Below are 25,929 nucleotides of genomic sequence, written 5' to 3' on the forward strand. Positions count from 1 at the left end.
CTCGCACCCTGCCGGGCTCGCACCCTGCCGGGCTCGCACCCTGCCGGGCTCGCACCCTGCCGGGCTCGCACCCTGCCGGGCTCGCACCCTGCCGGGCTCGCACCCTGCCGGGCCCGCGCCGCCCGCCCAGGCTCGCGCCGCCCGCCCAGGCTCGCGCCGCCCGCCCAGGCTCGCGCCGCCCGCCCAGGCTCGCGCCGCCCGCCTAGGCGTGCGCCGTCCGCCCCGGCGCGCATCACCCACCCTGGTGAGGCCGCCGGTCCCGAAGGCGCCGTCCGCCGAAGCGGATCGGCGTGCCGCGCCGCATCGCGTTCACAAAGACCCCGGCCCCCCTCCGAAGTGTCACGTCGCGGAAACGACCGCGTTCCCTTCGCGACGGCAACGGGAACTACCCTGGAACCACCGCCCGGCCGACGTCGCCCGAAGGCAGCCCCCGCCCTCGTCACGACAGGAGTCCCGTGCCGCTGCTCCCTTCCCGCGCCGCCCTGCCGCCCTGGCTCGCCCACGCGCTGCGCGCCCAGCGGGGACCGGTCCCCTGGAGCGCGGTCGTGCGCGGCGCGCTGGCCGCCGGGCCCCTGCTCCTCGTGGCCGTGCTCGCAGGGCGCCCCTCCATCGGTGTGACGGCCGCCCTCGGCGCCATGCTCGCCGGGATCAACGACCGCCCCGGAAGCAGGCGTACCGCCGTCGAGCGGCTGGGCCTGCCCGCGCTCGCGGGAGCATGCGGGCTGCTCGCGGGGTCGTACGCCGGACCGCACCTGGAGGCCGTGGCCCTGACCGCCGCACTGACCGGGCTCGCCCTGGTCGCCGGTGCCCTCAGCGCCGTCGGGCCCGTCGCCAGCGGATCGGGTACGCAGCTCCTGGTCGCCGCGGCGATCGGGGCGGGGATGCCCCTGCCCGAGCCCGGCTGGCTGCGCGCCCTCTGCTTCATCGCCGGTGCCGGCTGGCTGCTGGTGCTGCGGCTCGCGCTGCCGACCCGCGCCGCCGCCCGCGGCGACTACCGCTTCGACGGCGAACGCGCCGCCGTCGCCGCTGTCTACGACGCCGTCGCCGCGCTGCTGGAGGCCGCCGGCGGCCCGGACGCCACGGCCCGGCGCGCCCGCCTCACCGCCGCACTCGATCACGCGCAGGACGCCCTGTCCGGGCCGCGGCTGCGGCGGTACGCCGGCTCCTCGGCCGAACGCGGACTGCACGCCCGGTACGCCGCCGCGCTGCCCCTCGCCGAAGCCGCGACGGCGCTGGCCTGGGCCGGCGACGTCCTGCCCGGGCGCGCGGCGGAAGGGCCCCGCCGGCTCGCCGCCGCGACACGCGCCGGCGGCCCCTCCGGACCGCTGCCCGCGCCCGCCCGCTCCGCACCCGCGCTGCGCGCCCTCGACGACGCCCTGCTGCGCGCCGCAGACGCGTTCGACCGCGGTGCGGGCACCCCGCACCGCGGTTCACCCACCCGGCGCCGCACCCCCGGAGCCCTGCTGCGCACCGTCCTCGGCGCCGGCGGGCGCGAGTACGGCCTCCGGGTCGCCCTCTCCTTCGGAGCCGCCGTCGCCGTGGCCCAGGCACTGCACCGCACGCACTGGTACGGAGTCCACGCCCACTGGTACTGGCTGCCCGCCACCGCCGTGTTCCTCGTCAAGCCCGACCTCGGGCCGCTCGCCTCGCGCGTCCTGTGCCGGGCGGCGGGCACGGTCCTCGGAGCGGTGCTGTTCGCGGGGTTCGCGGCGCTGCTGCCCCGGCCGGCCGGGCTGGTGGCGCTGGTCGCCGTCTGCGGGGCGCTGATCCCCGTCGCCACCCGGCACTTCGCCGCGCAGACCGCCGTCGTCACGGTCCTGGTGCTCGCCCTGGTGATGGCGGGCGGTGAACCGCAGGCCTCCTGGAGCCGGATCGGCGAGACGCTGCTGGCCTGCGGGATCGTGCTGCTCGTCGGGCATCTGCCCGCGCCCGGGCAGCGCGGGGGGACGGTACGGGCGCGGCTCTCCCGGGCCGCGCACGCGGCCGACGCCTACCTCGTCCACGTCCTGGACGCCGGCACCACCGACGACCGGAGCGACCGCTGGGTCCTGCGCCGCGAGGCCTACCGCACGCTCGCCGAGGCCCGCACCGCGATCGGCCTCGCCGCCGCCGAACTCCCCGCCCTGGCCCGGCATTCACGGGGCACGGACGAGGTGGCCCAGACCCTGGAGAAGCTCGTCGACCTGACGACGGCGTGCGCCGTGCACCTCGACGACACCGGCCGGCTCACCTCCCGGCACTCCGAGCGGCTCACCGCACTCCTCGACGAACTGGCCCGCCACCGGCGGCGGGCGGGACTCGGTGCGCCGGAGATCCCGGACGTCCGCGACGCACCCGCCGTGGTTTAGGAGGGGCGTCCGGATCACCCGGGAGCCGCGACGCCTCCCCGCGTACGCAAGGGGAGTACGCGGGGAGGCGACGGTCAGGCTCCGCCCTGCGATGCATGCGATGCACCCACCATGCGCCGCGGCCCGAGCCGGGGTGATCCGGACGGCACCGCTGGCTCCCCACCCGGCCGAGGCCACGGCGCCCGGTGCCGCCCGCCCCAGGGTGCCCGAGGCCGGGCCGGGCGGCCCGGTGAGCCGCCGACGGCCACCGCTACGACCGCACGCGCACCCACACCGGTGCGTGGTCCGAGCCCGGCGCACCGCGTCGGTCGGCCGGCTCCGGACCCACCGACGGAAGCCGCGGGGTGCCGTCGTCGGGCAGGCCGGTGCCGGCCGCCGTGACGCGCTGGAGCAGCCGGTGACTGACCAGGATGTGGTCGATCAGCTCGCGCCGCCCGGAGGTGACGCGCGAGTAGCGCCGGTCGGCCGGGATCAGCGGGGCCACGTCCCACAGGCGCGTCGCGTCACCCCTGTCCGGCTGCTGCCGGCCGGGCGTGCCGATCTCGGAGCCGGGCGGGCCGAGCAGGATCTGCGTGGTCGCCGCCCGTACCTCGTCGTTCATGTCCCCGAGCACCGCCACGTCGCGGTCGCGGCCCTCGCCCGCCAGGAGTTCGTCGGCCAGTGCGCGCAGCGCCGCGGCCTCGGCGGCCCGCCGGTACAGCGCGTACGCGCCGTAGCGGGCCCGTTCTCCCTCGTCGCGCGGCTGGAAGCGGCCGCCCGGGTAGGACAGCAGCTTCGACTTCAGATGGCACACCGCCACCGTCAGGTCCGTCACGCGGTCGCCGATACGCACCGCCAGCAGGCCGCGGCCCGACCGTGACACGGGCTCCCCGTCGTCGTCGCCCTGCACGGGACGCAGCGGCTCCGGGAAGGCGTTCGTGTCGGCGATCACCCGTGGCGCGACGTCACGGCCGAGGAAACCGACCCGGATGCCGCGGCTGTCCGCGTGCTCGGACAGCGCGACGTGCCACGTGCCGTCCAGCAGACCGGCCAGGTCCTCCAGTGCCTCGGGATCACCCACCTCCTGGACACCCAGCAGGGCCGGGTCGAGTTCCGTGATGACGGACGCCAGCGCGGCGAGTTTCGCCTCGTAGGCGGCCTCGTTCCGGGGACCGAACGGACTGCCGGGCCGGTAGAGGTTCTCCAGGTTCCAGGTGGCGAGGAGCATGCCGGGCTCCTTCCGGGGGAGTGGGCGACGGGATGAGGCCAGGGTGCGCGCGAAACCGCCGGGGCGACAGAGCGGGGACAGGATGCGCGGTTCACGCCGCCCGGCGGCACGAGTCCGTCGTGTGTGGTCCGGTGACCCCTCCTCCCGCCGACCTCGTCATCACCGGCCGCACCGACCTCGTGCACGACGACCGGGAAGGGATCGGCTTCGTCCGGGACGCCACGATCGTCGACGGGCGGGTGCTGATGCGGGACCAGCGCCTGCTCGCGCTCGATCTGCCCGCGATCCTGCGGGAGTTGGGGGAGCGGCTGCCGGCACCGACCGGCCGGGGTCACGGCAGGCGCATCCAGCGGTGCGGTACGACACCTGAGCCGCCCGCCGGAGGACACCCCCGTGTCCGGTCCGCGAAAAAATTCTCCCGGCACGCCGATGAGTTCCGCTCCTCCCGACGGTCCACCCCGGGGAAGGCGCCGTTTGCGCGGTCGCCTTCCGCAGGTGGCAAGGACGGCGGCAGGAGGGGCACATGACGTTTCCGCAGATCGTCTCGCGCGAGGAGTGGCGCATCGCGCGCGAGGAACTGCTCCTCAAGGAGAAGGCGGTCACGCGCGCCCGTGACGCGCTCAACGCCGAGCGGCGCAGACTGCCGATGGTCGAGGTCGACAAGGAGTACGTCTTCGAGGGCGGCGACGGCAAGGCGACCCTCCTCGACCTGTTCGAGGGGCGGCACCAACTGGTCGTCCACCACTTCATGTTCGCGCCGGAGTGGGAGGCGGGCTGCCGCAGCTGCTCGGCCTTCCTCGACCAGATCGGCCATCTGGCCCATCTCCGGGCCCGCGGCACCTCGTTCGCCGCCGTGTCCCGGGCGCCGTACACCAGGATCCTGCCGTTCAAGGCCCGGATGGGCTGGACGGTGCCCTGGTACTCGGCCCACGACACGGACTTCAACCAGGACTTCCAGGTGTCCGGCGACGGCGACGGCGGCCCCTGCGAGCGGCCGGGGCTGAGCTGCTTCCTGCGGGAGCGCGACCGGGTCTTCCACACCTATTCGACGTACGGGCGCGGCCTCGACGGGCTGGGCTCGACGACCTCGCTGCTGGACCTCACCGTCCTGGGGCGCCAGGAGGAGTGGGAGGAACCCCGCGGCCGCGCGTCCGCCCTGGGGGTGCCCGCGGGCAGCGAGCGGATCCGGTACCACGACGAGTACGAGGACTGACCGTCACCCTCTGTGCGACGGGTGAGCCGGAAGCGACGGAAGCGGTCGCAAAAGGCACTCGTGTCGACACACTGAGTGCGGAGAGTGAGAGAACCCTCACCACGGGACGGTGAAGACGTGTCGACTACGTCTCAGTACCGTCACTTCCCGAGCCGTTCACCCCCCTGTTGGCGTTTAACTCTTCGAGTCAGCGCGACATGGAGGTGCAAGGTGAACGGGAGACTGGTGCTGGAGCGCTTTCCCGCCGGTGGACCGCGTGGGTCGTGGCCCGCGGAGGAGTTCGCGCAGGCGTGCCGTCTGCGGGGTCAGGCCGCGGAAGTGGTCATGGATCTCTCCACCGACGCGTTCCTGGTGATCGTGCGGGGAGCGGACGGGGCCGAGTGAGGGCGGGCCCGGCGGGCTGACGTCATCCGCGCCCCCGGCCCGACGAGGCCACCGCATCCTGCCTCCCGGGTGGGCGCCTTCGACTCACCGGCTCTTCCGTACCGGCGCGCCCGGCTTCCGGGCGGTCGCGGGGTCGGCGGGCACGGCCGTTTCCCGGCCGGGCGCCGTGCGTGCGCGGGGCACGCCCGCGCCACCTGCGGCCACCGGGGCGGTGAACTGCTCCGCCTGCAGTGCGTACAGCTCCGCGTAGACACCGCCCGCGGCCAGCAGCTCCTCGGGGCTGCCGGACTCCACGAGCCGCCCCCGCTCCAGTACGTGCACCAGATCCGCGTGGCGCACCGACGCCAGCCGGTGGGTGATGAGGACGACCGTCTGTCCGGTGCCCGCCAGGGCCCGGATCTTCTCGAACACCTCCAGCTCCGCCCGCGCGTCGAGCGCCGCCGTGGGTTCGTCCACGATCAGGATCCGGCCGCGCCGGTACGCGGCCCGCGCGATCCCGAGCCGCTGCCACTGGCCGCCGGACAGCTCGTGGCCGCCGCTGAAGCCGCGCGCCAGCAGGGTGTCGAGGCCGCGCGGCAGGTCGGCCACGACGTCCTGCGCCCCGGCCTCGGCGACCGACGAGGCGAGCCTTTCGTCGGTGAGCGGCGCCGAGGCACGGCCCACCGCCACGTTGACGCGGGCCGTGAACGGCCACCGCTTGAAGTCCTGGGCCACCATCGCGATCCGTTCGGCGAGCCCGCGCCGGTCCGCGGTCGCCGCGTCCACGTCGTCCCACAGGACCCGGCCGCTGTCCGGCGTGTAGAGCCCGGCGAGCAGCTTGACCAGGGTCGTCTTCCCCGAACCGTTCTCGCCGACGAGCGCCACGATCTGGCCCAGCGGCAGCGTGAGGCTCACGTCGTCCAGGGCGGGCCGCGCCGCCTTGCCCGGATAGGTGAACGTGACGTTCTCGAAGCGGATCTCCCGCGGATCCTCGGGCAGCGGGTCGCCGCCCTCGGGGATGGCCCGCTGCGCCGCCTCCACGTACAGGCGTTGCAGGTCGCCGACGAACAGGGCTTCCTCGTGAAGGGAGTTGACCTCCAGGACGAGCGTGTCGAGGCTCGCGGAGCCCGTGCGGATCGCGATGACCGCCGTACCGGCCACGGAGAGCGCCATCGTGCCGGCGAGCAGCAGCCCGCCGAGTGTCGCGTAGGTCGCCACCGAGGCCAGGCCGGTCCAGGCGGCCGCGACCAGCCCCGTGCGTGCGGCGAGGCGGGCGAGCCGGGCCTGTTCCGCCTCGGCGGTCTCGGCCATCGACCGGAAGTGGCGCAGCAGGAACGGTCCGACGCCGTGCACGCGGATCTCCGGTGCCGCGGCCGGCTCGGTGAGCAGGCTGCCGATCAGCCGGCCCGCCCGGGCGTGCTGCACCCACGCGTGGAACGACTCGTACCGGCGCCGGGCGATCGTCAGAGCGCTCCAGGCACTCGGCAGCGTCATCATGACGAGCAGCGGCAGCAGCGCGGGATGCAGCACCGTCAGCACGCCCGCCGCCGCGACGAGCGAGATCAGCGCGTTCACGACCTGCGTGGAGACCGCGATCATGCGCCGGGCGGACGAGGCCCCGTACTGCGCGGTGTCCAGCAGCTTGTGGAACGCGTCGTCCTCGATGGCCGCGAGCTCCACGGCCGCCGCGCGCTCCAGGTACAGCTCCGTGGCCACCCGCTCGACCTTCGGCTCCAGCCGGCCGGTGGCGTACGTGGAGGCGGCCCGCAGCAGTGCGGCGAGGAGCATGACGGCCGCGACCGTGACCAGCGCCGGGACCGCGCCACGCAGCCTTTCGTCCACCGGACCGCTCGTCATCAGCCGTCCCAGCACGCTGTTGACCGCCAGCAGGCTCACCGCCTGTGCCGCGCCGCGGGCGACCTCGGCGGTCAGCACGATGCGGGCCGCGGGGCGGTCCGCCTGCCAGGCCAGCCGGAAACTGGACGCGAGCAGGGCCGGCAGTCGCGTGACCATGGCGCGGAAGCCCAGTTCGAGGAACGCGTCGGAGTGCTGCGACCAGCCCATGTCGTAGCGCAGCGGGCCGCCGAAGAGCAGCCGCTCCGAGTCGGACGGCGACGGATCGGAGTCGTCGCGTTTCTTCCCCACCGGTGACCTCCCCCGAGTGCGCACGCACGGGGCCCTCCCCAGGAATGGCCGCCCTCACCCGTACGGGCGACGGGGATCCCGGCGCACTCGGAGCACTTCGCACCCGGGCGTCCGCGCCCCCGTGCGCCGCCGCGACGCACGCGGGGGCGTGCCGCGGCTCGGGCACCGGTCCGTCAGGCGCTGACGGAGCGCGACCAGGCGGGTGGGGTGCCCATGACCCGGCAGACGGCCAGGTAGAGGGGAATCGGTGGAGTGTACGGAACCGTACCCTCCGGTTTGTGGATGAGCCCGGGAATCGACGGTGCCTGCGGAACGAGCGCCCCCGTGGCGTAGAGCGTGGGAGCCGGCCATTCCAGGGCGACGTCCGAGTCGGAGGGAACGATCCACCACCACTGGGCCGCATCGGCGTAGACGCAGCCGACGCGCGGCAGGCGGGACAGCAGGACCGGGCCGAAGCGGGCGGGCACCGCCACCGCGTCGCAGCCCAGCGGCACCGTCATCCCGTCGGGTATGGGGAGTCGTCTGGGTGCGCCGGACATGCGCTGCCCCCGCCCGAGGCGGACCAGCGTGTCCAGGCTCAGAACAGGGGCCGTCCCGACAGACGCCGCCCTCACACCCATTCGGCCCCCGTCCCCCAGGACGCCTGCGTCCCGGAACCCCGGCCGTCGGCCGGTGGCTTCTTCGCACTCCAACCGAGGTCCGAACGCGCTTCCGTGCCCGGGTCCCGGCCCCCCGAGCGGGCCGGGACTCCTGAGTGCCGCGGGTCGGCCCGGCCGGACGGGACGGATGCCGCACGGCGCGGCTCCACCGGGTGCGCCCCGCCGTCGGCCGGGTGCGGCAGGTCCGCCGTCCCGAACCTGAAGATCTCGTCCGTCGCTTCTGCCAGATCCGCGAGGGCCGCCATGCCCGTCACCTCCGCCGTGTCGGCCGCGTCCGCGGCATCCGCCGCGCGGGCGAGCTCCGCCCACACCAGCAGGCCGGGCCCGCATTCCTGCGCGCCCCACGCCCGGCAGAGAGCCGCGACGAGCATCAGGCCCCTGCCGTGTTCGTCCTCGGCCCCCTGCGGCGAGGGCTGCGGCTCACCGGGAGCGCACCCCTCGTCACGTATGGCTATCCGCACCAGGTCGTCGCCGTCGTGCAGCTCGCACACGATGCGGCGGCTCGCGGTGTGGACGATCGCGTTCGTGACCAGCTCGGAGACGACCAGATCCGCTGTGTCGCAGGTGTCCGCGCAGACGCCCCAGCCCGACAACCGGGCATGGGTCAGGCGCCGGGCCTGTCTCACAGAACCCGGGTGTGCGGCCAGCTCGAAGCGGAACCGGCGCTCTGCGGTCGCATCGGGGCGCACCCCTGCTGCGGCACGAAGACCGAGCCGGTCTGCGGCGGCGTCTGTTCCTAACGGCGCGGACGGAGTCACGCTTGCCACTATCGCCCCGCCGTGAACACTTGGCAAGTGTCACTCTGAAAATTGCAGAGTGCCGTGTGACTCCGTGAAGGGCCATGGCACACTGCTCGCAACAGCACGTCGAGCGGCGCCAGTTGGAATCCGGGAACCGGACTCCGGACGGCGCCGCCCGGGCTGTCCGGACTCAGTGGAGGTGGGACGTGAGCGAACCGCGGTCCGCGCCGACGGTCGGCCAGGTCGTCCTCGGCCGGCGACTGCTGGACCTGCGGGAACGCGCCGGTCTCAAGCGTGAGGAGGCCGCACGCATCCTGCGTGTCGCGCCCGCCACGGTCCGCCGTATGGAGATGGCCGAGGTCGGCCTCAAGATTCCGTACCTGCAGCTCCTCCTGAAGTCGTACGGCGTCTCCGACGAGGAGGCCGAGGCCTTCGTCCAGTTGGCCGAGGAGGCCAACAAGCCCGGCTGGTGGCAGCGCTTCCACGACATCCTGCCGGGCTGGTTCTCGATGTACGTCAGCCTGGAGGGCGCGGCGGCCCTGATCCGTTCCTATGAACCGCACTTCGTTCCCGGCCTGCTGCAGACCGAGGACTACGCCCGCGGTGTCCTGAAGTCCGGGGCCATCGGCCAGACGCAGCCGGACGAGATCGAGCGCCATGTCGCGCTGCGCATGCATCGGCAGAATCTGCTCACTCGTGAGGACGCTCCCCGCCTGTGGGCCGTGATGGACGAGACGGCTCTGCGCCGTCCCGTCGGCGGTCCGGAGGTCATGCGCGCCCAGATCGACAAGTTGCTTCAGGCCACGAAGCTGCCCAACGTGACCTTGCAGATCGCCCCGTTCGCCACGGGGCCGCATCCCGGCACGTACGGCCCTTTCGTGCTGTTCCGCTTCGCCATGCCGGAGCTGCCGGACATGGTCTACAGCGAGTACCTGACCGGCGCCGTCTATCTGGACGCGCGTTCCGAGGTGGCGACGCACCTCGAGGTCATGGACCGCATGGCGGCCCAGGCCGCTACGGCACATCGCACGAAGGAGATCCTCCGGGATCTCCGCAAGGAGCTGTGAATGGAACGCATCAAGCCGCGAATACGCGACGTGCGCATCTACAACGGGATGCCCGCCCGTGAACTGGGCAGTGAGGGCTGGCACAAACCGTGGAGCGGCGGCAACGGCGGCAACTGCCTGGAGGCGATGAAGCTCGACGACGGCCGGATCGCGGTCCGTCAGTCCGCGGACCCCGACGGGCCCGCGCTGATCTACACGCCCGGTGAGATGACCGCCTTCATCCAGGGCGCCAAGGCGGGGGAGGCGGACTTCCTGCTGTCCTGAGCGGACGTGGCCCTCCGCTGCCCGGCACGGCACCGGCCTGCGTACCCGACCGCCTGCTCCTCCTGTCACCCCACTGATTCCGGAACCGAGCCACCCAGGGGCGCGAAGCGACGCCGGACCGACGGACGGACCCGGACAGGGATCTCCAACCGGCCTCTGCATTGAGGGACTTCGGCCGGGTCGGGCCGAGCGGAGACCGCGGTGAGCGGTCCGCTCACTGCGGCGGCAGCACCCCGCACAACGCGTCCAGTGCCGCGCCGTACGCGTGCTCCGCGGGGGTCGCGTAGCCCACGACCAGGCCGTCCGGCGCGGACACCGGCGCCGCGGGATGACGGAACGCGGCGAGCCCGTCGAGCGCCACGCCCTGCCAGGCGGCGGCCTTGACCACGGACTGTTCGGTGCCGGGCGGCAGGCGCAGCACCGCGTGCAGCCCGGCCGCGATCCCGGTCACCCCCACGTGCGGCGCATGGGCGGCGAGCGCGGCGACCAGACGGTCGCGCCGCCGCCGGTAGTGCTGCCGCATCCGCCGCACATGACGGTCGTACGAGCCGGAGGCCACGAAGTCCGCGAGCGCCAACTGGTCCAGGACGCTCACCCACGCCTCCCGCTCGCCCTTGGCCGCCAGCACCCCCCCGACGTACCGCTCCGGAAGCACCATCCACCCCAGCCGCAGTGCCGGGGACAGGCTCTTGCTGACCGAACCGACGTACACCACCCGCTCCGGGTCGAGTCCCTGGACCGCGCCGACGGGCCTGCGGTCGTAGCGGAACTCCCCGTCGTAGTCGTCCTCCACGATCAGTCCTCCCCGCCCGCGCGCCCAGTCCACCGCCGCGGCCCGCCGTGACGGATGCAGCGGTCCGCCGGTGGGGAACTGGTGCGCGGGTGTGAGGAGTACGGCCCGCTCCCGGCCCAACTCGCCGACCTGCGCGCCGTGTTCGTCGAGAGGCAGCGGCACGGTCCGTACCGAAGCGGCCGCCAGCAGCTCGCGATGGAACCCGAGTCCGTACGACTCCACGGCCAGCGGTCCCCGCAGCACCGCACCCGGGCCGGCGAACAGCAGCCGCAGCGCGTGCGCGAAACCGGAGCAGATCACGATCCGCTCCGGGTCGGCGCGCACCCCACGCGCGCGGGCCAGATATGCGGCGAGCGCGGTGCGCAGCTCGACGCGGCCCGCCGGATCACCGGGCCCGAACACCTCGTTGGGTGCCGACTGCAGCGCCCGCCGGTACGACGCCAGCCAGGCGGTGCGGGGGAAGGAGGACGCATCGGGCGTGCCCTGGCGCAGGTCGTGCCGCGGTCCACGCGCGTGAGGAGGCGCCTTCTTCGGTACACGGGCGGGGGAGCCCGGCGGCTCGGCGCGCTCGGCGACCCGCGTGCCGGAACCCTGCCGTGCGACGAGCCAGCCCTCGGCGACGAGCTCCGCGTACGCGTCGGCGACCGTATTGCGCGCCACGCCAAGGTCGGCGGCGAGCGAACGGTAGGGAGGCAGGCGGGTACCGGGGGTCAGTCGGCCCGACCGCACCGCCTCCCGCAGCGCACGGATCAGCGCCGCCCGACGTCCGCCGGCTTCGGATCCGGAGATCTCCAGGTGCAGATCCGCACCGATCCGCTGCGCCGAATTGACCCACGATTCCGCCATGGAAATGCACCCTACAGTGGGTCTATTGGGCCCGTAGATTCATGGTCATGACGACGAACACGACGACGAACACGACGCAGACGGCGCCTACGACGACCACCCCGGCGGCACCCTCGGAGGCCGGTACCGCGGCCCGGGCGGCCTCCTCCCGCCTGGACTTCGCGAAGGCCGCCCCGAAGGCCTTCCGGGCACTCATCGGTTTCGACGCGGCGGCCCGCGAGGGACTCGACCCGGCGCTCGTCGAACTGATCCAGATCCGCGCCTCGCACCTCAACCACTGCGCCTACTGCCTCCACATGCACACCAACGACGCGCGCAAGGCGGGTGAGAGCGAGGACCGGCTGCACATGGTCCCCGTGTGGCGCGAGGCCCCCCACTTCTTCACGCCGAGGGAGCGCGCGGCGCTGGCGCTCACGGAGGCGGTCACCCTGGTGGCCGGGTCGGGCGTCCCGGACGACGTCTACGCGGAGGCGGCCGCCCACTTCGACGACCGGGAACTGGCCCACGTCCTCGCCCTGATCTTCACGATCAACACGTGGAACCGGGTCGCCCTGGCGACGGCGAAGGTGGCGGGCACGGACACCCGCGGCTGAGCCCGGGGCGGCGACCGCGTCCACCGGTCGTCCCCGGTCGGGGGAGGGGGCGGCCCGGGCGGGGCCGGTGCGGCAGCGGTCTCACCGTTGCCTGTGGACCGTCGGGCGGTCGGCCGGGCAGGCCGCCGCAGGCCGGTATGCCCTCCCCGGGCAGCCGGGCAGCCGGGCAGCCGGGCAGCCGGGCAGCCGGGCAGCCGGGCAGCCGGGCGGCCGGGCAGCCGGGCCGTCACCGTCAGGTCACACTGGCGGAGGAGGTCACCGTGTCATCGGCCGGTCGCGCCGCCGGCCGGGGGAGGGGCGGGCCGTGCGGGGACGATGCAGCGGACGACGTCGCGCTGTCGTCGTCGGGATTGAGCTGTCGGCGGCAGGTCACGCCGTCATCGGGCGGTCGTACGGTCCGATGGGTGCCGGCAGCCGCGAGTGACCCGTCAGACGGCGGTCCACCGCTGCGGCCACCGCCCGGCCCTCGGCGATGGCCCAGACGATGAGGGACTGCCCCCGAGCGGCGTCACCCGCGACGTAGACCCCGGGAACGTTGGTGGCGAAGTCCGCGTCGCGGTCGATCGTGCCGCGCGGGCCCAGCGCGATCCCGAGCTGGTCGATCAGGCCGTCGTGGGGGTCGGGCCCCGAGAAGCCGAGAGCGAGCAGGACCAGGTCGGCGGGCAGGGCGCGCTCGGACCCGGGGACCGGGCGGCGCTGCGCGTCGACCTCGACCAGGTGCAGGGCGCGGACGTGCCCCTCCGCGTCCCCGGTGAACCGCAGCGTGGACGCCGCGAAGAGCCGGGCGTCCGCGTCCGCCGACGGAGACGTCTCCAGGTCGCGGGCCTCCTCGTGCGCCGCCGAGAGCCGGTAGATCTTCGGGTACGTCGGCCACGGCTCGACGTCCTCGTCACGCGCCGACCCCGGCTGCGCGTAGATGTCCAGCTGGGTCACGGACGCGGCGCCCTCCCGCACGGCGGTGCCCAGGCAGTCGGCGCCCGTGTCCCCGCCGCCCACGATGACGACGTGCTTCCCGGCCGCGGACAGCGGCGACACCTCCAGATCCCCCTCGCACACCCGGTCGGCGAGCGGCAGGTACTCCATCGCCTGGTGGATGCCGGTCAACTCGCGTCCCGGCACAGGCAGTTCGCGCCAGGCGGTGGCGCCGAGGGCGAGCACGACCGCGTCGTAGCGCGCCCGCAGCTCCGCAGCATCGACGTCCCGTCCGACCGCCACGGACGTACGGAACTTCGTGCCCTCCGCCCGCATCTGGTCGAGCCGCCGGTCCAGATGCCGTTTCTCCATCTTGAAGGCCGGGATGCCGTACCGCAGCAGGCCACCGATCCGGTCCGCGCGCTCGTAGACGGCCACCGTGTGTCCGGCCCGGGTCAACTGCTGCGCCGCCGCCAGTCCCGTGGGCCCCGAGCCGATCACGGCGACCGTACGTCCGGAGAGCCGGTCCGGCGGGCGCGGTGGCGTGAAACCGTCCTCCCAGGCCCGGTCGGCGATGGCGACCTCGACGTTCTTGATGGTGACGGCGGGCTGGTTGATCGCGAGCACACACCCCGCCTCGCACGGCGCCGGGCACAGCCGGCCCGTGAACTCCGGGAAGTTGTTCGTCGCGTGCAGCCGGTTGCTCGCCGCCCGCCAGTCGTCCCGGGACACCAGGTCGTTCCACTCGGGGATCAGATTGCCCAGGGGGCAGGCCTCGTGGCAGAAGGGGACACCGCAGTCCATGCAGCGGTCGGCCTGCCCGCCGATGATCGGCAGGAGCGCTCCGGGGACGTACACCTCGTCCCAGTCCCGCACCCGTTCCTCGACGGGCCGACGGGGCCATTCCTCGCGGGGAGTGGTGAGAAAACCCTTGGGATCGGCCATGGCCGTCTCCCTCGTGTACGCGTGACGGGGGGCGTGCTCTTTCGGCCACGATACGGCGTCACCGCACCCCCCGCCGCTCGGCTCCACGGCGGGTTTCCCCTGCTCGGGGGCCGACGGGGGCCGACGGGGGACGACTGCGGACGACCCGGGGGCGGGCGACGGGGGTCGACGGGGGCTGTTCTCACCCCCTCCCGGTGAACCGGCCCGGATCCCGGGTCGCGCGGACCGGGGACTCAGGCGAGGGCGAGTACGTACGACAGGGCGGCGACGGCCGACGCGACGGTGCGGACGTGGTTCCACATCGTCCACTCGCTCACGTACGTGGGCCAGTACGCGGCGGCCTCCGGAGCAGCGGGGTCCAGCCCGGCGAGCTCGTCGTTGCGCGGAACGTTCGCCACGGCCGTCACGCCGAACGAGCCGAACAGGTACAACGCGCTGCCCAGCAACAACTCCACCGTGCCCTCGTCCGGCCAGACCACGAAGGTCACCACCGCCAGCACCAGGCACAGCACGGCCGTACCCAGGAACACGAGCATGAAGGCCGGGGTCGTCGCGGCGCCGTTGATCGCCTGCATGGCGGCCACGCCGCGCTCCGCGGGCAGCCTGGCCAGCCCTTTCATCACGAACGTGGAGAACCCGCAGAAGACACCGGCCATCAGACCGGTGCCGAGCACCCCCAGCAGCGTCAGCACGAAATACGGCCCAGCGATCATGTCAATTCCCCCGTCCGACCCGGAACAGATCCTCCACGCCACTCACCTGCACGACAAGTCAAGCCCCCCCGCGGACACTGTGACCATGGTCGAACTGCGCGGGGCCATGCGCGAACGTCCACGACGACTCGGCCGTCGCGGGCGCCGGGGCAGGGGCAGGGGCAGGGGCAGGGCCGGGGCCGGGATGGCTGTGCGGCACCCGGCACCTGCGCGAGATTGCGGGTGCCGGGTGCCGGGTGCCGGGTGCCGGGTGCCGGGTGCCGGGTGCCGGGTGCCGGGTGCCGTCACCGGCCACGGTCTGCCGTTGCCGTTGCCGTTGCCGTTGCCGTAGCCGTTGCCCGTTGCCCGTTGCCCGTTGCCCGTTGCCGTTGCCGTTGCCGTTGCCGTTGTCGGCGGCGAGGCCGAGTCCGTGAGCCGCCGCCTCGCCGGAGATCATGTGGTCGACGACCGTGGTGAGAGCCCGGCTCGCCACCCGCTCAGCGTGGCCTCCGTCGCCGCCGCGATCCGGCGACGGGCCTCGTGCCGCGGCACGCCGCTCATCAGCAGCCGGTCGTACGGAGTCTCCAGGTGGCGCACGGACGCACGCACCGCCGAGGTCACCGCCGCCTCGGACAGGGCACGGCCCGCCGCACTGCGCCCGACCCGCCCGCTCCCGCGCACCGAGGCATGGGCGGCGATCTCCGCCGCCCGCGCGGCCGGGCAGCCCGGGAACAGCCGCCGGATCTCCGCCGCGAACGCACTCGTGAACCGCACGTCCTCCGCCGCCCTCCGCCGCGCGTCCCGCCCCCGACGACGCCGCCGCGCCTCCGCGTCCGCGAGGCACCGCTCCTCGGCACGGGCCAGCGCCGCCTCCTCCACCAGGACGCCCTGCCGCTCGTAGCGGCCCTTGCGCCGGTTGAACCGCACCACCACCGCCGACAGTGCGCTCTCCTCGCGCGCCCTCCGGGTCAGCGCGGTGTCGCCCCGCGCCAGGAACACCAGATGCCCGAGATCCGCACAGTCCGGACAGCGCGGGGTGCCGTCCTCCGGAACCAGCAGCGAAAGCGGCCCTGCACGGCACTCGGCACAGTGCCGCCGCCTGAGCGGCTGGACGACGAGAAGTCCCTCCTGCGCGCGCGTGGGGAACCCTGCCATGGACGGTTCCTTCCCCGCCCGCCCCGGGGCCTGAACCGGAGTCGGCGGCGAGGCGCTGCGTACGGCCGCCCCCGCCCCGGCTCCTCTCAGGCCGCCGAGCCCGGCAGCACGCGCCGTACGCGGGGCATCATGGGGCCTGTGCGACTCGAAGCGATCACCTGGGAACGGCTCGGCGACCTGCTCGCCGAACGTCTCCTCGACCTGAAGCCGAACGACGGCAGCCCCTGGCCGCGCATCGCCTTCGACGGGGCGCCGGCCGCCCGCCCCGGCGACCTCGCGCACCGCGTCTCGGAGGCCCTGCGCGTACGCGGCCGGCCCTCGCTGGTCGTCGGAACGGAAGGTTTCCTGCGGCCCGCCTCGCTCCGCTTCGAGTACGGACACCAGGACGCCGACACCTACTACGACGGCTGGTTCGACACCGGCGCCCTGTGGCGGGAGGTGTTCGGCCCGCTCGAATCCGGCGGTGACGGCCGTGTCCTGCCCGACCTGTGGGATCCGGCGACCGACCGGGCCACCCGCAGCCCCTACGTCCAACTCCCTCCCGGCGCAATGCTGTTGCTGCACGGCCCCCTCCTTCTCCACCACTGGTTCCCCTTCGACCTGACCGTCCACGTGCGCCTCTCCCCAGGCGCCCTGCAGCGCCGTACTCCCGAGGGCGAGCGCTGGAACCTGCCCGCCTTCGAGCGGTACGAGGCCGAGGCCGATCCCGGCGCCACGGCCGACGTGCTGGTGCGCGCCGACGACCCGCGGCACCCGGCGTGGAGCGGCTGACCGAGTCTGTTCGGCCTCGAGGGCTGTTGTATGCACGTGCATGTAGTTAAGGTGGGGTCATGACGCAGCCTTCCGATCATCCGGTCACCCTCAGCGCATCCGTCCGCGCCCTTCTCGACGGCAAGAACTTCGCCGCCGTCGCCACCCTCGGCCCCGACGGCGCTCCCCAGAACTCGGTGGTCTGGATCAAGCGCGAGGGCGACGCCGTGCTCTTCTCCTCCACCGCCCGCCGCCAGAAGGTGCGCAACCTCATGCGCGACCCGCGGATCAGCCTCTCGGTCTTCGACCTCGCCAACCCCTACACCTCGGTCGAGATCCGCGGCACCGCCGAGATCCTCCCCGACGAGCGCAAGCGCCTGCCGCACGAGCTCTCGCACAAGTACCTGGGCATCGACCCGCCCGGCGAGAAGGACGACGAGGTCCGCGTGATCATCCGCGTCGTCCCGGAGAAGGTCGTGGGCTTCTCCGCCTGACCTGTGCCACGAGGCTGGCACCCGTAGCCGAGCGGCACCGTGTGCGTCGCCCTCCGGAACACGGAGTCACGGGGGTGGCGCCCGCCGCCGCTCGGCTCCGTGTGCGTCGCCCCCGGAACACGGAGAGAATGAGGGGCGCCGGGACTAGCGGCACCCACCCGCGCCGCGCCGGCCGTCCGGCATCGGGAGGTACTCCATGACCACTGCCGGGGACATCATGCACCGTGGCGCCCAGTGGATTCCGGCCCACGAGACCCTGGACCGCGCCGCCCAGCTGATGCGTGAACTGAACGTGGGCGCGCTGCCCATCAGCGACGAGGACGAACGGCTCTGCGGCATCCTCACGGACCGCGACATCGTCGTCGGCTGCGTGGCCATGGGCCACGACCCGGCGCGCGTCACCGCGGGCGAGATGGCCCAGGGCACTCCTCGATGGGTCGACGTGGAAGCCGACGTCGGCGAGGTGCTCGCGGAGATGCAGGGACACCAGATCCGTCGGCTTCCCGTCATCGCGAACAGGCGCCTGGTCGGCATGATCAGCGAGGCCGACCTGGCCGAACACCTGACGGACGATCAACTCGCCGTCTGGGTCGAGAGTGTCTACGCGCGGGGCGCGACCCGCTGACGCCGGCGGTGACCGCACACCCTCGTCCGACCGGCGTGCCACGCGAGGTGCGCGTCAGAGCCAGCCGTTGCGCCGGAACCCCCGGTAGAGGACCAGGCACGCAAGGCTGATCACGCCTATGACCAGGCCGTAGCCGTACCGCCAGTGCGTCTCGGGCATGTGGTCGAAGTTCATGCCGTACACCCCGCAGACCATCGTCGGCACGGCGATCACCGCGGCCCACGCCGTGATCTTCCGCATGTCCTCGTTCTGCGCGACCGTCACCTGGGCGAGGTGCGCCTGCAGGATCGAGTTGAGGAGTTCGTCGAACGCGGCTATCTGCTCGGTGACGCGCAGCAGATGGTCCGAGACGTCCCGGAAGTAGGCCTGTATCTCCGGGTCGATCACCCGGATCGGCCGGCCGGCCAGGTCGAGCAGCGGGCGGCTGAGCGGGACGACGGCCCGCTTCAGCTCCAGGAGTTCACGCTTCAACTGGTAGATGCGCCCCGGGTCGGCCCGCGCGCCGTTCTCCGCGAAGACGTCCGTCTCCACCTGGTCGATGTCCGCGTGGACGGCGTCCGCGACGGTCAGGTAGTCGTCGACCACGTGGTCCGCGATCGCGTGCAGCACCGCGGCCGGTCCCTTGGCCAACTGCGCCGGGTCGGACTCCAGTTCCTCCCGCAGCGGCCCCAGCGAGCCGTGCCGTCCGTGCCGCACCGTGATCACGAAGTCGTGACCGACGAACACCATGATCTCGCCGGTGTCCACCACCTCGCTGGTCGCGGTGAGCTCGGTGTGGTCGACGTAGCAGACCGTCTTGAACACCGCGAACAGCGTCTCGCCGTACCGCTCCACCTTCGGGCGCTGATGGGCGTGCACCGCGTCCTCGACAGCCAGGGGGTGCAGGTCGAACAGCTCGGCCATGCCGGCGAACTCCCGGGTCGTCGGCTCGTGCAGCCCGAGCCAGACGAAACCGTCGTCCTGCTTGCGCACCTGCTTCACGGCGTCGACCAGATCGAGACCGCCGGGGACCCGGGCGCCGTCCCGGTACGTCACGCAGTTGACCACCGCGGAGCCGAGCGGGGACCGTGCGGGGTGGCTCAGGTCGACACGGGGCCGCCGCCGGGTCAGCCGTGCCACCCTGCGGAGGCCCCCGACCTTGCCGAGGCTCGTGACCTTCCGCAGATTCCCTGCCATGGACATCTGGACCCCCTCGCGTGGATCTCCTCGCGCCGCGCATTGCGCCTTTCCGCGGCCAGTCTGCCAGGGCGGCCGGAGAGCCGGTGAGGCCTGTGGGAACGGAGCATTCCACTTCGTTTGACGAGATGTGCGGCTTCATCCTCGTTGATCGAGGAGTCCTTCTCGATCGGTGAGGGCCGGCGGCGGCCCGCGATCGGGCCCGGGGCGTTGGCCGGGGCGTTGGCCGCGGCGGTCTTGGCCCGCAGCGCGCCGACCGCGACGCGTCCCGCTCCCCGGCCGGGTGCGTCAACCACGCCGGACGAGTCGGGTAAATGGGATGATCTGCGTGTGATTCGAACCGACAGGTATCTCCTGGACAACCGGCAGGCCGAGGCGGGGCAGCGTTTCGACGCCGTCGCCACACTCTTCGACCCCACGACGTTCCGGCACCTCGAGCGCTTCGGCATCGGCTCGGGCTGGCGCTGCTGGGAGGTCGGCGCGGGTGGCACCTCGGTGGTCTCGTGGCTGGCCAAGAAGGTCGGCCCGACCGGTCGGGTCGTCGCCACCGACATCGACACCTCGTGGGTGTCACTGGCCGCGCGCCCGCCGGTCGACGTCCGTGTGCACGACGTGGGCGCGGACGCGCCGCCGGGGGAGGGCTTCGACCTGGTGCACGCGCGGCTCGTCCTCGTGCACGTGGCCGACCGGGAGCGCGCGTTGCGGTCGATGATCCAGGCCCTGCGACCCGGAGGCCGGCTCCTCGTCGAGGAGGCCGACCCGGCCATGCAACCCCTTCTCTGCCCCGATGAACACGGCCCCGAGCAGCAGTTGGCGAACCGTCTGCGGGGCGGCTTCCGCGACCTGCTCGCCGAACGCGGCGGCGATCTGTCGTACGGCCGCAAGCTCCCGCGCCTGCTGCGCGAGGCGGGCCTGCGCTCCGTGGAGGCCGACGCGTACTTCCCGGTCACCTCGCCCGCCTGCGCCGCCGTGGAACTCGCCACGATCCGTCAGATCCGCGAACAGCTGGTCGGCGCGGGCCTGGCCACGGACCAGGACATCGACCGCCATCTGACCAATGTCGCCTCCGGCACGATGGACCTGACCACGGCCCCGATGATCTCGGCGTGGGGGCGCAAGGCCTGACAGGGGCGGCCCCGGACGAGCGGACTGACCGGCCGGGAGGGCCGAGAGGGCTGAGAAGGCGCAGGTCGGGTGCGGTGCGTCGCTCCGGCCACGCGTGCGCTCGCCCCGTCGTGCGGCGCCGGCAGGCCGCCGCCCGTGGCCGGCACCGTATGCCGGGACTCGCCCCCGATCGCGCGTCGGCGACCGGCGACTCCTGGGCGGCAGCCCTCCCTGCTCCGCCGAAGGGCTGCCCGGGACGTCCAGAGCCGAAGGACTGCCCGGGACGTCCAGAGCCGAAGGGCTGACCCGGACCTCCAGAGCCGAAGGGCTGCTCCACGCATCCAAAGTGGAAGGGCCGCTCCGGACATCATGGGCCGAAGGGCTGCTCCGGCCGTTCGGCCGAAGTGCTGCTCCGCCGGATTCCGGCTCCGCACCGGCCGCCCCGGGTCCCTCAGCGCGCCGTCGGCGGTCTCCCGCCGACGTGTTCCACCGCCTCCGCTCCCGCCCCGCACCCCTCCGCCGCGGCACCCTCGGCGTCCGCACCCGCGAGCAGCGCGGCGAGAAACGCCCCGGTGAAGGCGTCACCGGCGCCCGTGGTGTCCCGGGGGACGGCCGGTCTCGCGGGAACGCGTGCCCGTACCGCGCCGTCGCGTGCCACCAGCGCTCCGTCGGCCCCCTCCTTCGCGACCACCAGGGGGACGTGCCGGCTCAACTTCGCGGCGGCGTCGGCCGGATCGGGCAACCCGGTGAGCAGATACGCCTCGCCATGACTGGGCAGCAGGACGTCGACACCTTCGACGAGCGTAAGAAACCGGTCGACCCCCAGCTCCGCGAGGAACCCCGCCGATGCGGGGTCCACGCTCACCGGCACTCCACGCGCGCGTGCCGACTCCAGCGCCACCGCGGCCAGCGCGCGGCTCGGCTCGGAGAAGAACAGGTACCCGGACAGATGCAGCCGGGCGACTCCGTCGAGCAGGCGCGGGGACCAGTCGCCGGGTTCCAGCCGCAGCGCGGCCCCACTGTCCGTGAGGAAGGTGCGCTCGGCCGCGGCACCCGTGTCCACCAGGCAGATCACCGTCCCGGTGGGCGCCTCGGGATCGACGACGAGGTGCGTGCGTACGCCGGAGGCCGTCAGCTCCCGCTCGTGCCAGGCGGCCGCGTCTTTGCCGACCCGTCCGAGCAGTCGTACGTCCGGGCACCCCGTGTAGGTGGCCCAGCACGCCACGTTGGCCCCCGCGCCGCCCGGTACGGTCCGGACGGCCGCGACCGTGTCGGTGCCCGGCGCGAGCGGACCGCGGTGCCGCGCGACGATGTCCGTGACGATGTCGCCGACGACGAGAAGCGCCCCCGCACCCGCCCCGGCGCTCCCGCGGCCTGCCCGGTGACCGCCCTCGGGCCCGCGGGAAGCCGCTCCGTCAAACGTTCTCCTCACTCCGAGCCTCGCGCCGCGCGCCGAAGCGACGGGAGGCTCCGGCGCGCTCGGCGTCGGCGCGGGCGGACCGGAGGAGGCTTCGCCCGCTTCCGTCACACCCTCCGGCTCGCCCCGGGGGCTCTTGTGCGCTCCTGCCGCACCGTGGTGGTCGCCGGAGGTGGCTCCGCGTCCCTCCGTCACGCCCCCGCCCAGGCCGACGCGATCCCCGCCGCGAGCCTGACGTTGCCGCGTACCGCCGCCAGATTGGCGCTCAGGGAGGCACCGTCGGTGTGACGCACCAGGTAGTCGAGCAGGAACGGCGTCACGGCCTGCCCGGCCACCCCTTCCGCCTCGCACGCCCGGAGCGCGCCGGAGAGCACGCGCGCGTGGAGCTCCGGATCGAGCTGCTCCTCCTCGGGGACGGGGTTGGCGACGATGAGCGCCGACTCCGGCCCGCCCACGGCGTCCTGCGCGCGCATCACCTCGGCCACCTGCTCCGGCGACCCGAGCGTCCACTCCACGGGGTGCCCGGAGTCGGACAGATAGAAGCCGGGGAAGCGATCGGTGCCGTACCCCGCCACCGCAACACCCAGGGTCTCCAGACGCTGCAGGGTCGCGGGCACGTCGAGGATCGACTTGACCCCCGCGCACACGACCGTGATCCGGGTCCGCGCCAGCAGGCCGAGGTCGGCGGACTCGTCCTGCGTCACCGTCCACTCCCGGTGCACCCCGCCGAGCCCGCCCGTGGCGAACACCCGTACGCCCGCCCGCGCGGCCAGCAGCGCCGTGGCCGACACGGTCGTCGCCCCGCTCGCGCCGGCCGCCATCGCGAGCGGCAGATCGCGGTGGCCCAGCTTCCGGATCCCGTCCTCGTTCGCGACCCGTTCCACCTGGTCCTTGTCCAGCCCGACACACGGCCGCCCGTCGAGGACGGCGATCGTCGCGGGCACGGCCCCCGCCTGCCGTACGACCTCCTCCAGCTCCAGCGCCACCTGCAGGTTGCGCGGGCGCGGCAGCCCGTGCGCGATGATCGTCGACTCCAGGGCCACCACCGGCCGGCGCGCGTCGAGCGCCTCCCGCACCTCTTCGGACACCACGAGCACGCGCCTGCCTCCTGTCTGTCGGTCTTCCCTCATCCCTGGCGGGCGGCGCGCCCGGCCAAACCCTTGCGGCCACCGGGATACGGCTCCAGCCTGGTCGCATGACGGACAACACCACACGTCTCGACCACATCGTCCTCTGGGTCGAGGACCCGGTCGCAGCCGCCGGCTTCTACGAGGACGCGGTCGGCCTTCAGCCCTTGAGGGTCAACGAGTTCACCGAGGGCAAGGCGTCCTTCCCCTCCGTACGCCTCAACGAGGAGACCATCTTCGATCTCGCGCCCCGGTCGATGGCCGAGCACATGGCCGTGGTCCCCGGCGCCGCGGACAGCGCGGGCCACCCCGTGAACCATGTGTGCCTGTCCCTGGACGAGGCTGACTTCGATGCCCTGCGCACACGGCTGGAGCGCCGGTCGGTGCCGGTCTCCGACTTCTCCCACGACTCCTACGGCGCCCGGGGAGCGGCCGTACGCAGCTTCTACTTCCGTGACCCCGACGGAAACGTCTTCGAGGCACGGCACTACGCGTAACTCACACCGGGGCGTGCCGAGGCCGGGTGCCGTCCGAGGGGGCACCGTGTGCGGCCGCCCCGCCGGCGTCCGGCTAGGGTGACCGCCCATGACCACGAAGAACCAGGCCGTTCCGTCCTTCGCCGTGCACATTCCCGATGCCGACCTGGTGCCGGAGCCGCTCGACCCGGCCCAGATCGTCTCCGGCGCCCCCGTCGTGACCGGCAAGGTGCTGCACGAGTCGGCCGACGGCCAGCAGCTGCGCGGAATCTGGCAGATGACGCCCGGCGTCGTGACCGACACCGAGGCCGACGAGCTGTTCGTGGTCGTCAGCGGGCGCGCCACGATCGAGTTCGAGAACGGCGACGTCCTGGAGGTCGGCCCCGGCGACGCGGCGGTCCTGCGCGAGGGCGACCGCACGGTCTGGACGGTTCACGAGACGCTCCGCAAGGCGTACCACATCAGCCTCTGACCCCTGCCTGCCCAGGCCTCCGCGCCCTCGGCGTGGGCGCCTTCAGCCGCCGCGGGCGCGGTCAGCCTCCGACCGCGGCCGTGCGTCGTCCGCGCCGGGTGAGGACCGCCGACGCGGCGAGCGGCAGCAGCAGGCAGGACGCGAGGAGGTTGAGCCATCCGTAGCTCGCCCGCGCGATGACGAGACCCGCCGCCGCGCCGCCGACTCCGGCCGCCGTGTTCATCACCAGGTCGGACAGCCCCTGCGCGGCGGCGCGCGCGGCCTGGGGCACGGAGTCCGTGAGGAGCGCCGAGCCCGACACCATGCCCGCCGACCAGCCGAGCCCCAGCAGGAAGAGCCCGGCCGTGATCTGGGCGCGGCTGCCTCCCGCAGTCCCGGCGAGCAGAGCCGCGCAGGCCAGCAGCGCCACCGCCAGGGCGATCCCGGAAAGCCGCCCGAGCCGGTCGGACAGCCGCCCCATCAGTGGCGAGAAGGCGTACATGCCGGCGATGTGACAGCTGATCACGAACCCGATCAGGTCGATGCCCGCACCGTGGTGATCGAGATCGATCGGCGTCATCGACATGATCGAGACCATCGCCGTGTGGCACACGGCCACCGTCCCCACGGCCAGCCTGCCTCGCGGGGAAGCGGCGACGGCGGCGATCCCGGCCCGCAGAGAACGCGCCTTCGGCGACCGCTCCTCCACCGGTGCCAGGGCGCGGGCCGTCAGCAGTGGATCGGGCCGCAGCAGTACGGCCACGAGCAGGGCCGAGACGACGAAGACCCCCGCCGCCCACAGGAACGGCCCGGCGGCTGCGGGAATCCCCAGCCCGACCACGCTGCGTCCGGCCGGCGCGGCGATGTTGGGGCCCACCACCGCACCGATCGTGGTGGCCCAGACGACGTTCGAGATGGCTCTGGCCCGCCGCTGCGGCTCGGCCAGGTCGGCGGCCGCGAACCGCGCCTGCAGATTCGCCGACGAGGCGGCGCCGAACATGGCCATCCCGGCCAGCAGCAACGGGAAGCTGCCGATGGCCGCCGCGAGCACCACGACCCCGGCTCCCAGGGCGCCGATCAGATACGCCAGCACCAGCCCGGGCCGCCGGCCGCGCGCGGTCATCAGCGCGGCGAGCGGCATGGACAGCACCGCGGTCCCCGCGACGGTCGCCGTGGGGGCGAGCCCCGACAGCGATTCGGTGCCGCTGACCTCTTCGGCCAGCACGACCGCGAGCGCGATACCCGTGGCGACGCCGAGGCCGCCGAGTATCTGACTGGCGATCAGGACGGCCGATGTGCGGCGCCGCAGGGCGGGTATCGCGTCCGGATCGACGGGAGCGGTGGACTGCTCGACGGCGGTCACCGCGGACATCCGGGAGCGGCGGAGGACGTCGCGGCGCGACGGGGGAAGGGATTCACCGGCGAAGCCTCCCAGGTCGTGGACGTGGCGCGCACCGCCATTACCGGGCACACACACCGCGGCGGGGCGAGCACCGGGCGCCGCCACGATCACCGGGGCGGCTCTGCGGCGCACGTCACGGCCCGGAGTCCGCAGCGCCCCGGGCGGACGGCGGATCACGGAGGGACAGGGTTGCGCGCTGCCCGCCGCCTCGCGAAGAGCCCGGGCTGCGGGACGCACTCGGTGCTCCACCGGCGCCCGGTGGCGGGCACTCCTCAGAAGAGCGGCTCCGGAAGGACTCCCTCCAGCGCGAGCAGCTTCCGCTTGGTCTCCAGCCCGCCCCCGAACCCTCCGATGCCGCCGTCGCTCTCGACGACCCGGTGGCACGGCACCACGACCGGCAGCGGATTGGAGCCCATGGCGACACCCACCGCCTGGGCCGCTCCCGGCTGGCCGACGCGGCCGGCCAGATCGCCGTAGCCGACGACCGCCCCGAACGGCACCCCGGAGGCCAGCTCGCGCAGCACCTGACGGTTGAACCCGGAGATCAGCGACCAGTCCAGGGGCAGCTCGAAGTCACGGCGCTCACCGGCGAAGTAGGCCCTCACCTGGCGTATCGCCTCCGCCAGCAGAGGGGAGTCGGGTGCCTCCACGGGCTCGGTGCCAAGACGCGAGGCGAGCCGCTCCACCGCCTTCCCGCACACCGCGTCCGTGGCGTGGAACACGACGTTCACCAGGCCGTCGGGGGTCGCGGCCAACAGCAGCGGCCCGATGTCCGTGCCCACGACGGTCCATACGACCTGTTGCCCGTACTGCCCGTGGCTGTCCATGCGACCACCGTACGGCGCGGCACTGACAACGCCCGGGGGAGGGGGGGGGGGGAAGGGGGGGGGGGGGGGGGGGGGGGGGGGAGGAAGGGGGGGGGGGGGGGGGGGGGGGGGGGGGGGGGGGGGGGGGGGGGGGGGGGG

The 25,929-nt window shown here is 73.7% G+C and carries 26 protein-coding genes; 13 read left to right on the top strand and 13 right to left on the bottom strand.

Translation table 11 applies throughout. The annotated features are described in order from the left end of the window. Window positions 1-455: 455 nt before the first annotated feature. The gene (locus tag ACZ4NT_RS18540) at window positions 456-2,348 is read left to right on the top strand and encodes an FUSC family protein (RefSeq protein WP_467726324.1); all 1,893 of its coding nucleotides are present in this window, start codon (window positions 456-458) and stop codon (window positions 2,346-2,348) included. 250 nt (window positions 2,349-2,598) lie between these two features. On the opposite strand, the gene ACZ4NT_RS18545 is transcribed toward ACZ4NT_RS18540, so the two are convergent. Next, window positions 2,599-3,555: an endonuclease/exonuclease/phosphatase family protein gene (locus ACZ4NT_RS18545; RefSeq protein ID WP_467726325.1), complete on the bottom strand. Its 957-nt coding sequence runs from the start codon at window positions 3,553-3,555 to the stop codon at window positions 2,599-2,601. Window positions 3,556-3,686: 131 nt separating this feature from the next. Here ACZ4NT_RS18545 and ACZ4NT_RS18550 point away from each other — a divergent pair, with 131 nt between their 5' ends. The 3 genes from ACZ4NT_RS18550 to ACZ4NT_RS18560 all read left to right on the top strand — a co-directional run bounded on the left by ACZ4NT_RS18550 (window position 3,687) and on the right by ACZ4NT_RS18560 (window position 5,152). Then, on the top strand, window positions 3,687-4,082 hold the full coding sequence (locus tag ACZ4NT_RS18550; protein WP_467726327.1) for a hypothetical protein: 396 nt from the start codon (window positions 3,687-3,689) through the stop codon (window positions 4,080-4,082). After that, window positions 4,079-4,768, top strand: coding sequence for a DUF899 domain-containing protein (locus ACZ4NT_RS18555; protein WP_121403638.1), 690 nt, complete (start codon window positions 4,079-4,081; stop codon window positions 4,766-4,768). The genes ACZ4NT_RS18550 and ACZ4NT_RS18555 overlap by 4 nt, the downstream gene beginning before the upstream one ends. A 210-nt stretch (window positions 4,769-4,978) precedes the next feature. Further along, on the top strand, window positions 4,979-5,152 hold the full coding sequence (locus tag ACZ4NT_RS18560; protein WP_183116879.1) for a hypothetical protein: 174 nt from the start codon (window positions 4,979-4,981) through the stop codon (window positions 5,150-5,152). A gap of 84 nt (window positions 5,153-5,236) precedes the next feature. Here ACZ4NT_RS18560 and ACZ4NT_RS18565 read toward each other — a convergent pair whose 3' ends face one another. The 3 genes from ACZ4NT_RS18565 to ACZ4NT_RS18575 all read right to left on the bottom strand — a co-directional run bounded on the left by ACZ4NT_RS18565 (window position 5,237) and on the right by ACZ4NT_RS18575 (window position 8,729). After that, window positions 5,237-7,276 carry an ABC transporter ATP-binding protein gene (locus ACZ4NT_RS18565; RefSeq protein WP_467726329.1) on the bottom strand — a complete coding sequence of 680 codons (2,040 nt, stop codon included), beginning with the start codon at window positions 7,274-7,276 and terminating at the stop codon, window positions 5,237-5,239. A 173-nt stretch (window positions 7,277-7,449) separates the two neighbouring features. Further along, complete coding sequence (locus tag ACZ4NT_RS18570; protein ID WP_467726331.1) at window positions 7,450-7,896, bottom strand: hypothetical protein; 447 nt, start codon at window positions 7,894-7,896, stop codon at window positions 7,450-7,452. After that, the gene (locus ACZ4NT_RS18575; protein WP_467726333.1) at window positions 7,887-8,729 is read right to left on the bottom strand and encodes an ATP-binding protein; all 843 of its coding nucleotides are present in this window, start codon (window positions 8,727-8,729) and stop codon (window positions 7,887-7,889) included. Before ACZ4NT_RS18575 ends, ACZ4NT_RS18570 begins: the two co-directional genes overlap by 10 nt. A 152-nt stretch (window positions 8,730-8,881) precedes the next feature. Between ACZ4NT_RS18575 and ACZ4NT_RS18580 the strand changes: the two genes are divergently transcribed. Then, window positions 8,882-9,742: a Scr1 family TA system antitoxin-like transcriptional regulator gene (locus ACZ4NT_RS18580; protein WP_121403641.1), complete on the top strand. Its 861-nt coding sequence runs from the start codon at window positions 8,882-8,884 to the stop codon at window positions 9,740-9,742. Next, window positions 9,743-10,006, top strand: a complete 264-nt coding sequence (locus tag ACZ4NT_RS18585; protein WP_121403642.1) for a DUF397 domain-containing protein — start codon at window positions 9,743-9,745, stop codon at window positions 10,004-10,006. A gap of 214 nt (window positions 10,007-10,220) precedes the next feature. Here ACZ4NT_RS18585 and pdxR read toward each other — a convergent pair whose 3' ends face one another. Then, window positions 10,221-11,645, bottom strand: coding sequence for a MocR-like pyridoxine biosynthesis transcription factor PdxR (pdxR, locus tag ACZ4NT_RS18590; RefSeq protein ID WP_467726336.1), 1,425 nt, complete (start codon window positions 11,643-11,645; stop codon window positions 10,221-10,223). Window positions 11,646-11,692: 47 nt separating this feature from the next. Here pdxR and ACZ4NT_RS18595 point away from each other — a divergent pair, with 47 nt between their 5' ends. Beyond that, a complete protein-coding gene (locus ACZ4NT_RS18595) occupies window positions 11,693-12,238 on the top strand; it encodes a carboxymuconolactone decarboxylase family protein (RefSeq protein ID WP_467726338.1) in 546 nt (181 codons plus the stop codon). A 369-nt stretch (window positions 12,239-12,607) separates the two neighbouring features. Here the strand turns inward: ACZ4NT_RS18595 and ACZ4NT_RS18600 are convergent, their stop codons facing one another. The 3 genes from ACZ4NT_RS18600 to ACZ4NT_RS18610 all read right to left on the bottom strand — a co-directional run bounded on the left by ACZ4NT_RS18600 (window position 12,608) and on the right by ACZ4NT_RS18610 (window position 15,942). After that, entirely contained in the window at window positions 12,608-14,095 is a 1,488-nt protein-coding gene (locus tag ACZ4NT_RS18600) for a glutamate synthase subunit beta (protein WP_467726340.1), read from the bottom strand. A 233-nt stretch (window positions 14,096-14,328) separates the two neighbouring features. After that, on the bottom strand, window positions 14,329-14,808 hold the full coding sequence (locus ACZ4NT_RS18605) for an anthrone oxygenase family protein (protein ID WP_467726342.1): 480 nt from the start codon (window positions 14,806-14,808) through the stop codon (window positions 14,329-14,331). A gap of 432 nt (window positions 14,809-15,240) precedes the next feature. Then, window positions 15,241-15,942 (bottom strand): DUF2293 domain-containing protein, encoded by a 702-nt coding sequence (locus ACZ4NT_RS18610; protein WP_121403647.1) that lies wholly within the window; start codon window positions 15,940-15,942, stop codon window positions 15,241-15,243. Between the two features lie 129 nt (window positions 15,943-16,071). Here ACZ4NT_RS18610 and ACZ4NT_RS18615 point away from each other — a divergent pair, with 129 nt between their 5' ends. The 3 genes from ACZ4NT_RS18615 (at window position 16,072) to ACZ4NT_RS18625 (ending at window position 17,811) form a co-directional block, all read left to right on the top strand. Continuing rightward, entirely contained in the window at window positions 16,072-16,713 is a 642-nt protein-coding gene (locus ACZ4NT_RS18615; RefSeq protein ID WP_467726344.1) for a nucleoside/nucleotide kinase family protein, read from the top strand. A 59-nt stretch (window positions 16,714-16,772) separates the two neighbouring features. Continuing rightward, a complete protein-coding gene (locus ACZ4NT_RS18620; protein WP_467726346.1) occupies window positions 16,773-17,186 on the top strand; it encodes a PPOX class F420-dependent oxidoreductase in 414 nt (137 codons plus the stop codon). A gap of 196 nt (window positions 17,187-17,382) precedes the next feature. After that, complete coding sequence (locus ACZ4NT_RS18625; protein ID WP_121403650.1) at window positions 17,383-17,811, top strand: CBS domain-containing protein; 429 nt, start codon at window positions 17,383-17,385, stop codon at window positions 17,809-17,811. A 54-nt stretch (window positions 17,812-17,865) separates the two neighbouring features. On the opposite strand, the gene ACZ4NT_RS18630 is transcribed toward ACZ4NT_RS18625, so the two are convergent. Next, window positions 17,866-18,993, bottom strand: a complete 1,128-nt coding sequence (locus ACZ4NT_RS18630; protein WP_121403651.1) for a magnesium and cobalt transport protein CorA — start codon at window positions 18,991-18,993, stop codon at window positions 17,866-17,868. Window positions 18,994-19,317: 324 nt separating this feature from the next. Between ACZ4NT_RS18630 and ACZ4NT_RS18635 the strand changes: the two genes are divergently transcribed. Beyond that, window positions 19,318-20,112 (top strand): methyltransferase domain-containing protein, encoded by a 795-nt coding sequence (locus ACZ4NT_RS18635; RefSeq protein WP_121403652.1) that lies wholly within the window; start codon window positions 19,318-19,320, stop codon window positions 20,110-20,112. Window positions 20,113-20,542: 430 nt separating this feature from the next. Here the strand turns inward: ACZ4NT_RS18635 and ACZ4NT_RS18640 are convergent, their stop codons facing one another. After that, window positions 20,543-21,415: a carbohydrate kinase family protein gene (locus tag ACZ4NT_RS18640; RefSeq protein WP_467726370.1), complete on the bottom strand. Its 873-nt coding sequence runs from the start codon at window positions 21,413-21,415 to the stop codon at window positions 20,543-20,545. 284 nt (window positions 21,416-21,699) lie between these two features. Further along, window positions 21,700-22,605: a pseudouridine-5'-phosphate glycosidase gene (locus ACZ4NT_RS18645; RefSeq protein WP_467726348.1), complete on the bottom strand. Its 906-nt coding sequence runs from the start codon at window positions 22,603-22,605 to the stop codon at window positions 21,700-21,702. Between the two features lie 98 nt (window positions 22,606-22,703). Here ACZ4NT_RS18645 and ACZ4NT_RS18650 point away from each other — a divergent pair, with 98 nt between their 5' ends. Together ACZ4NT_RS18650 and ACZ4NT_RS18655 are read left to right on the top strand one after the other, a co-directional pair. After that, window positions 22,704-23,132, top strand: coding sequence for a VOC family protein (locus ACZ4NT_RS18650; RefSeq protein WP_467726350.1), 429 nt, complete (start codon window positions 22,704-22,706; stop codon window positions 23,130-23,132). An 88-nt stretch (window positions 23,133-23,220) separates the two neighbouring features. After that, a complete protein-coding gene (locus ACZ4NT_RS18655; RefSeq protein WP_467726352.1) occupies window positions 23,221-23,583 on the top strand; it encodes a cupin domain-containing protein in 363 nt (120 codons plus the stop codon). A 61-nt stretch (window positions 23,584-23,644) separates the two neighbouring features. On the opposite strand, the gene ACZ4NT_RS18660 is transcribed toward ACZ4NT_RS18655, so the two are convergent. Continuing rightward, the gene (locus ACZ4NT_RS18660) at window positions 23,645-24,934 is read right to left on the bottom strand and encodes an MFS transporter (RefSeq protein WP_467726354.1); all 1,290 of its coding nucleotides are present in this window, start codon (window positions 24,932-24,934) and stop codon (window positions 23,645-23,647) included. 302 nt (window positions 24,935-25,236) lie between these two features. Beyond that, complete coding sequence (locus ACZ4NT_RS18665) at window positions 25,237-25,791, bottom strand: methylated-DNA--[protein]-cysteine S-methyltransferase (RefSeq protein ID WP_467726356.1); 555 nt, start codon at window positions 25,789-25,791, stop codon at window positions 25,237-25,239. Window positions 25,792-25,929: the final 138 nt, after the last annotated feature.

Source organism: Streptomyces sp. NPDC026417, assembly GCF_055567695.1.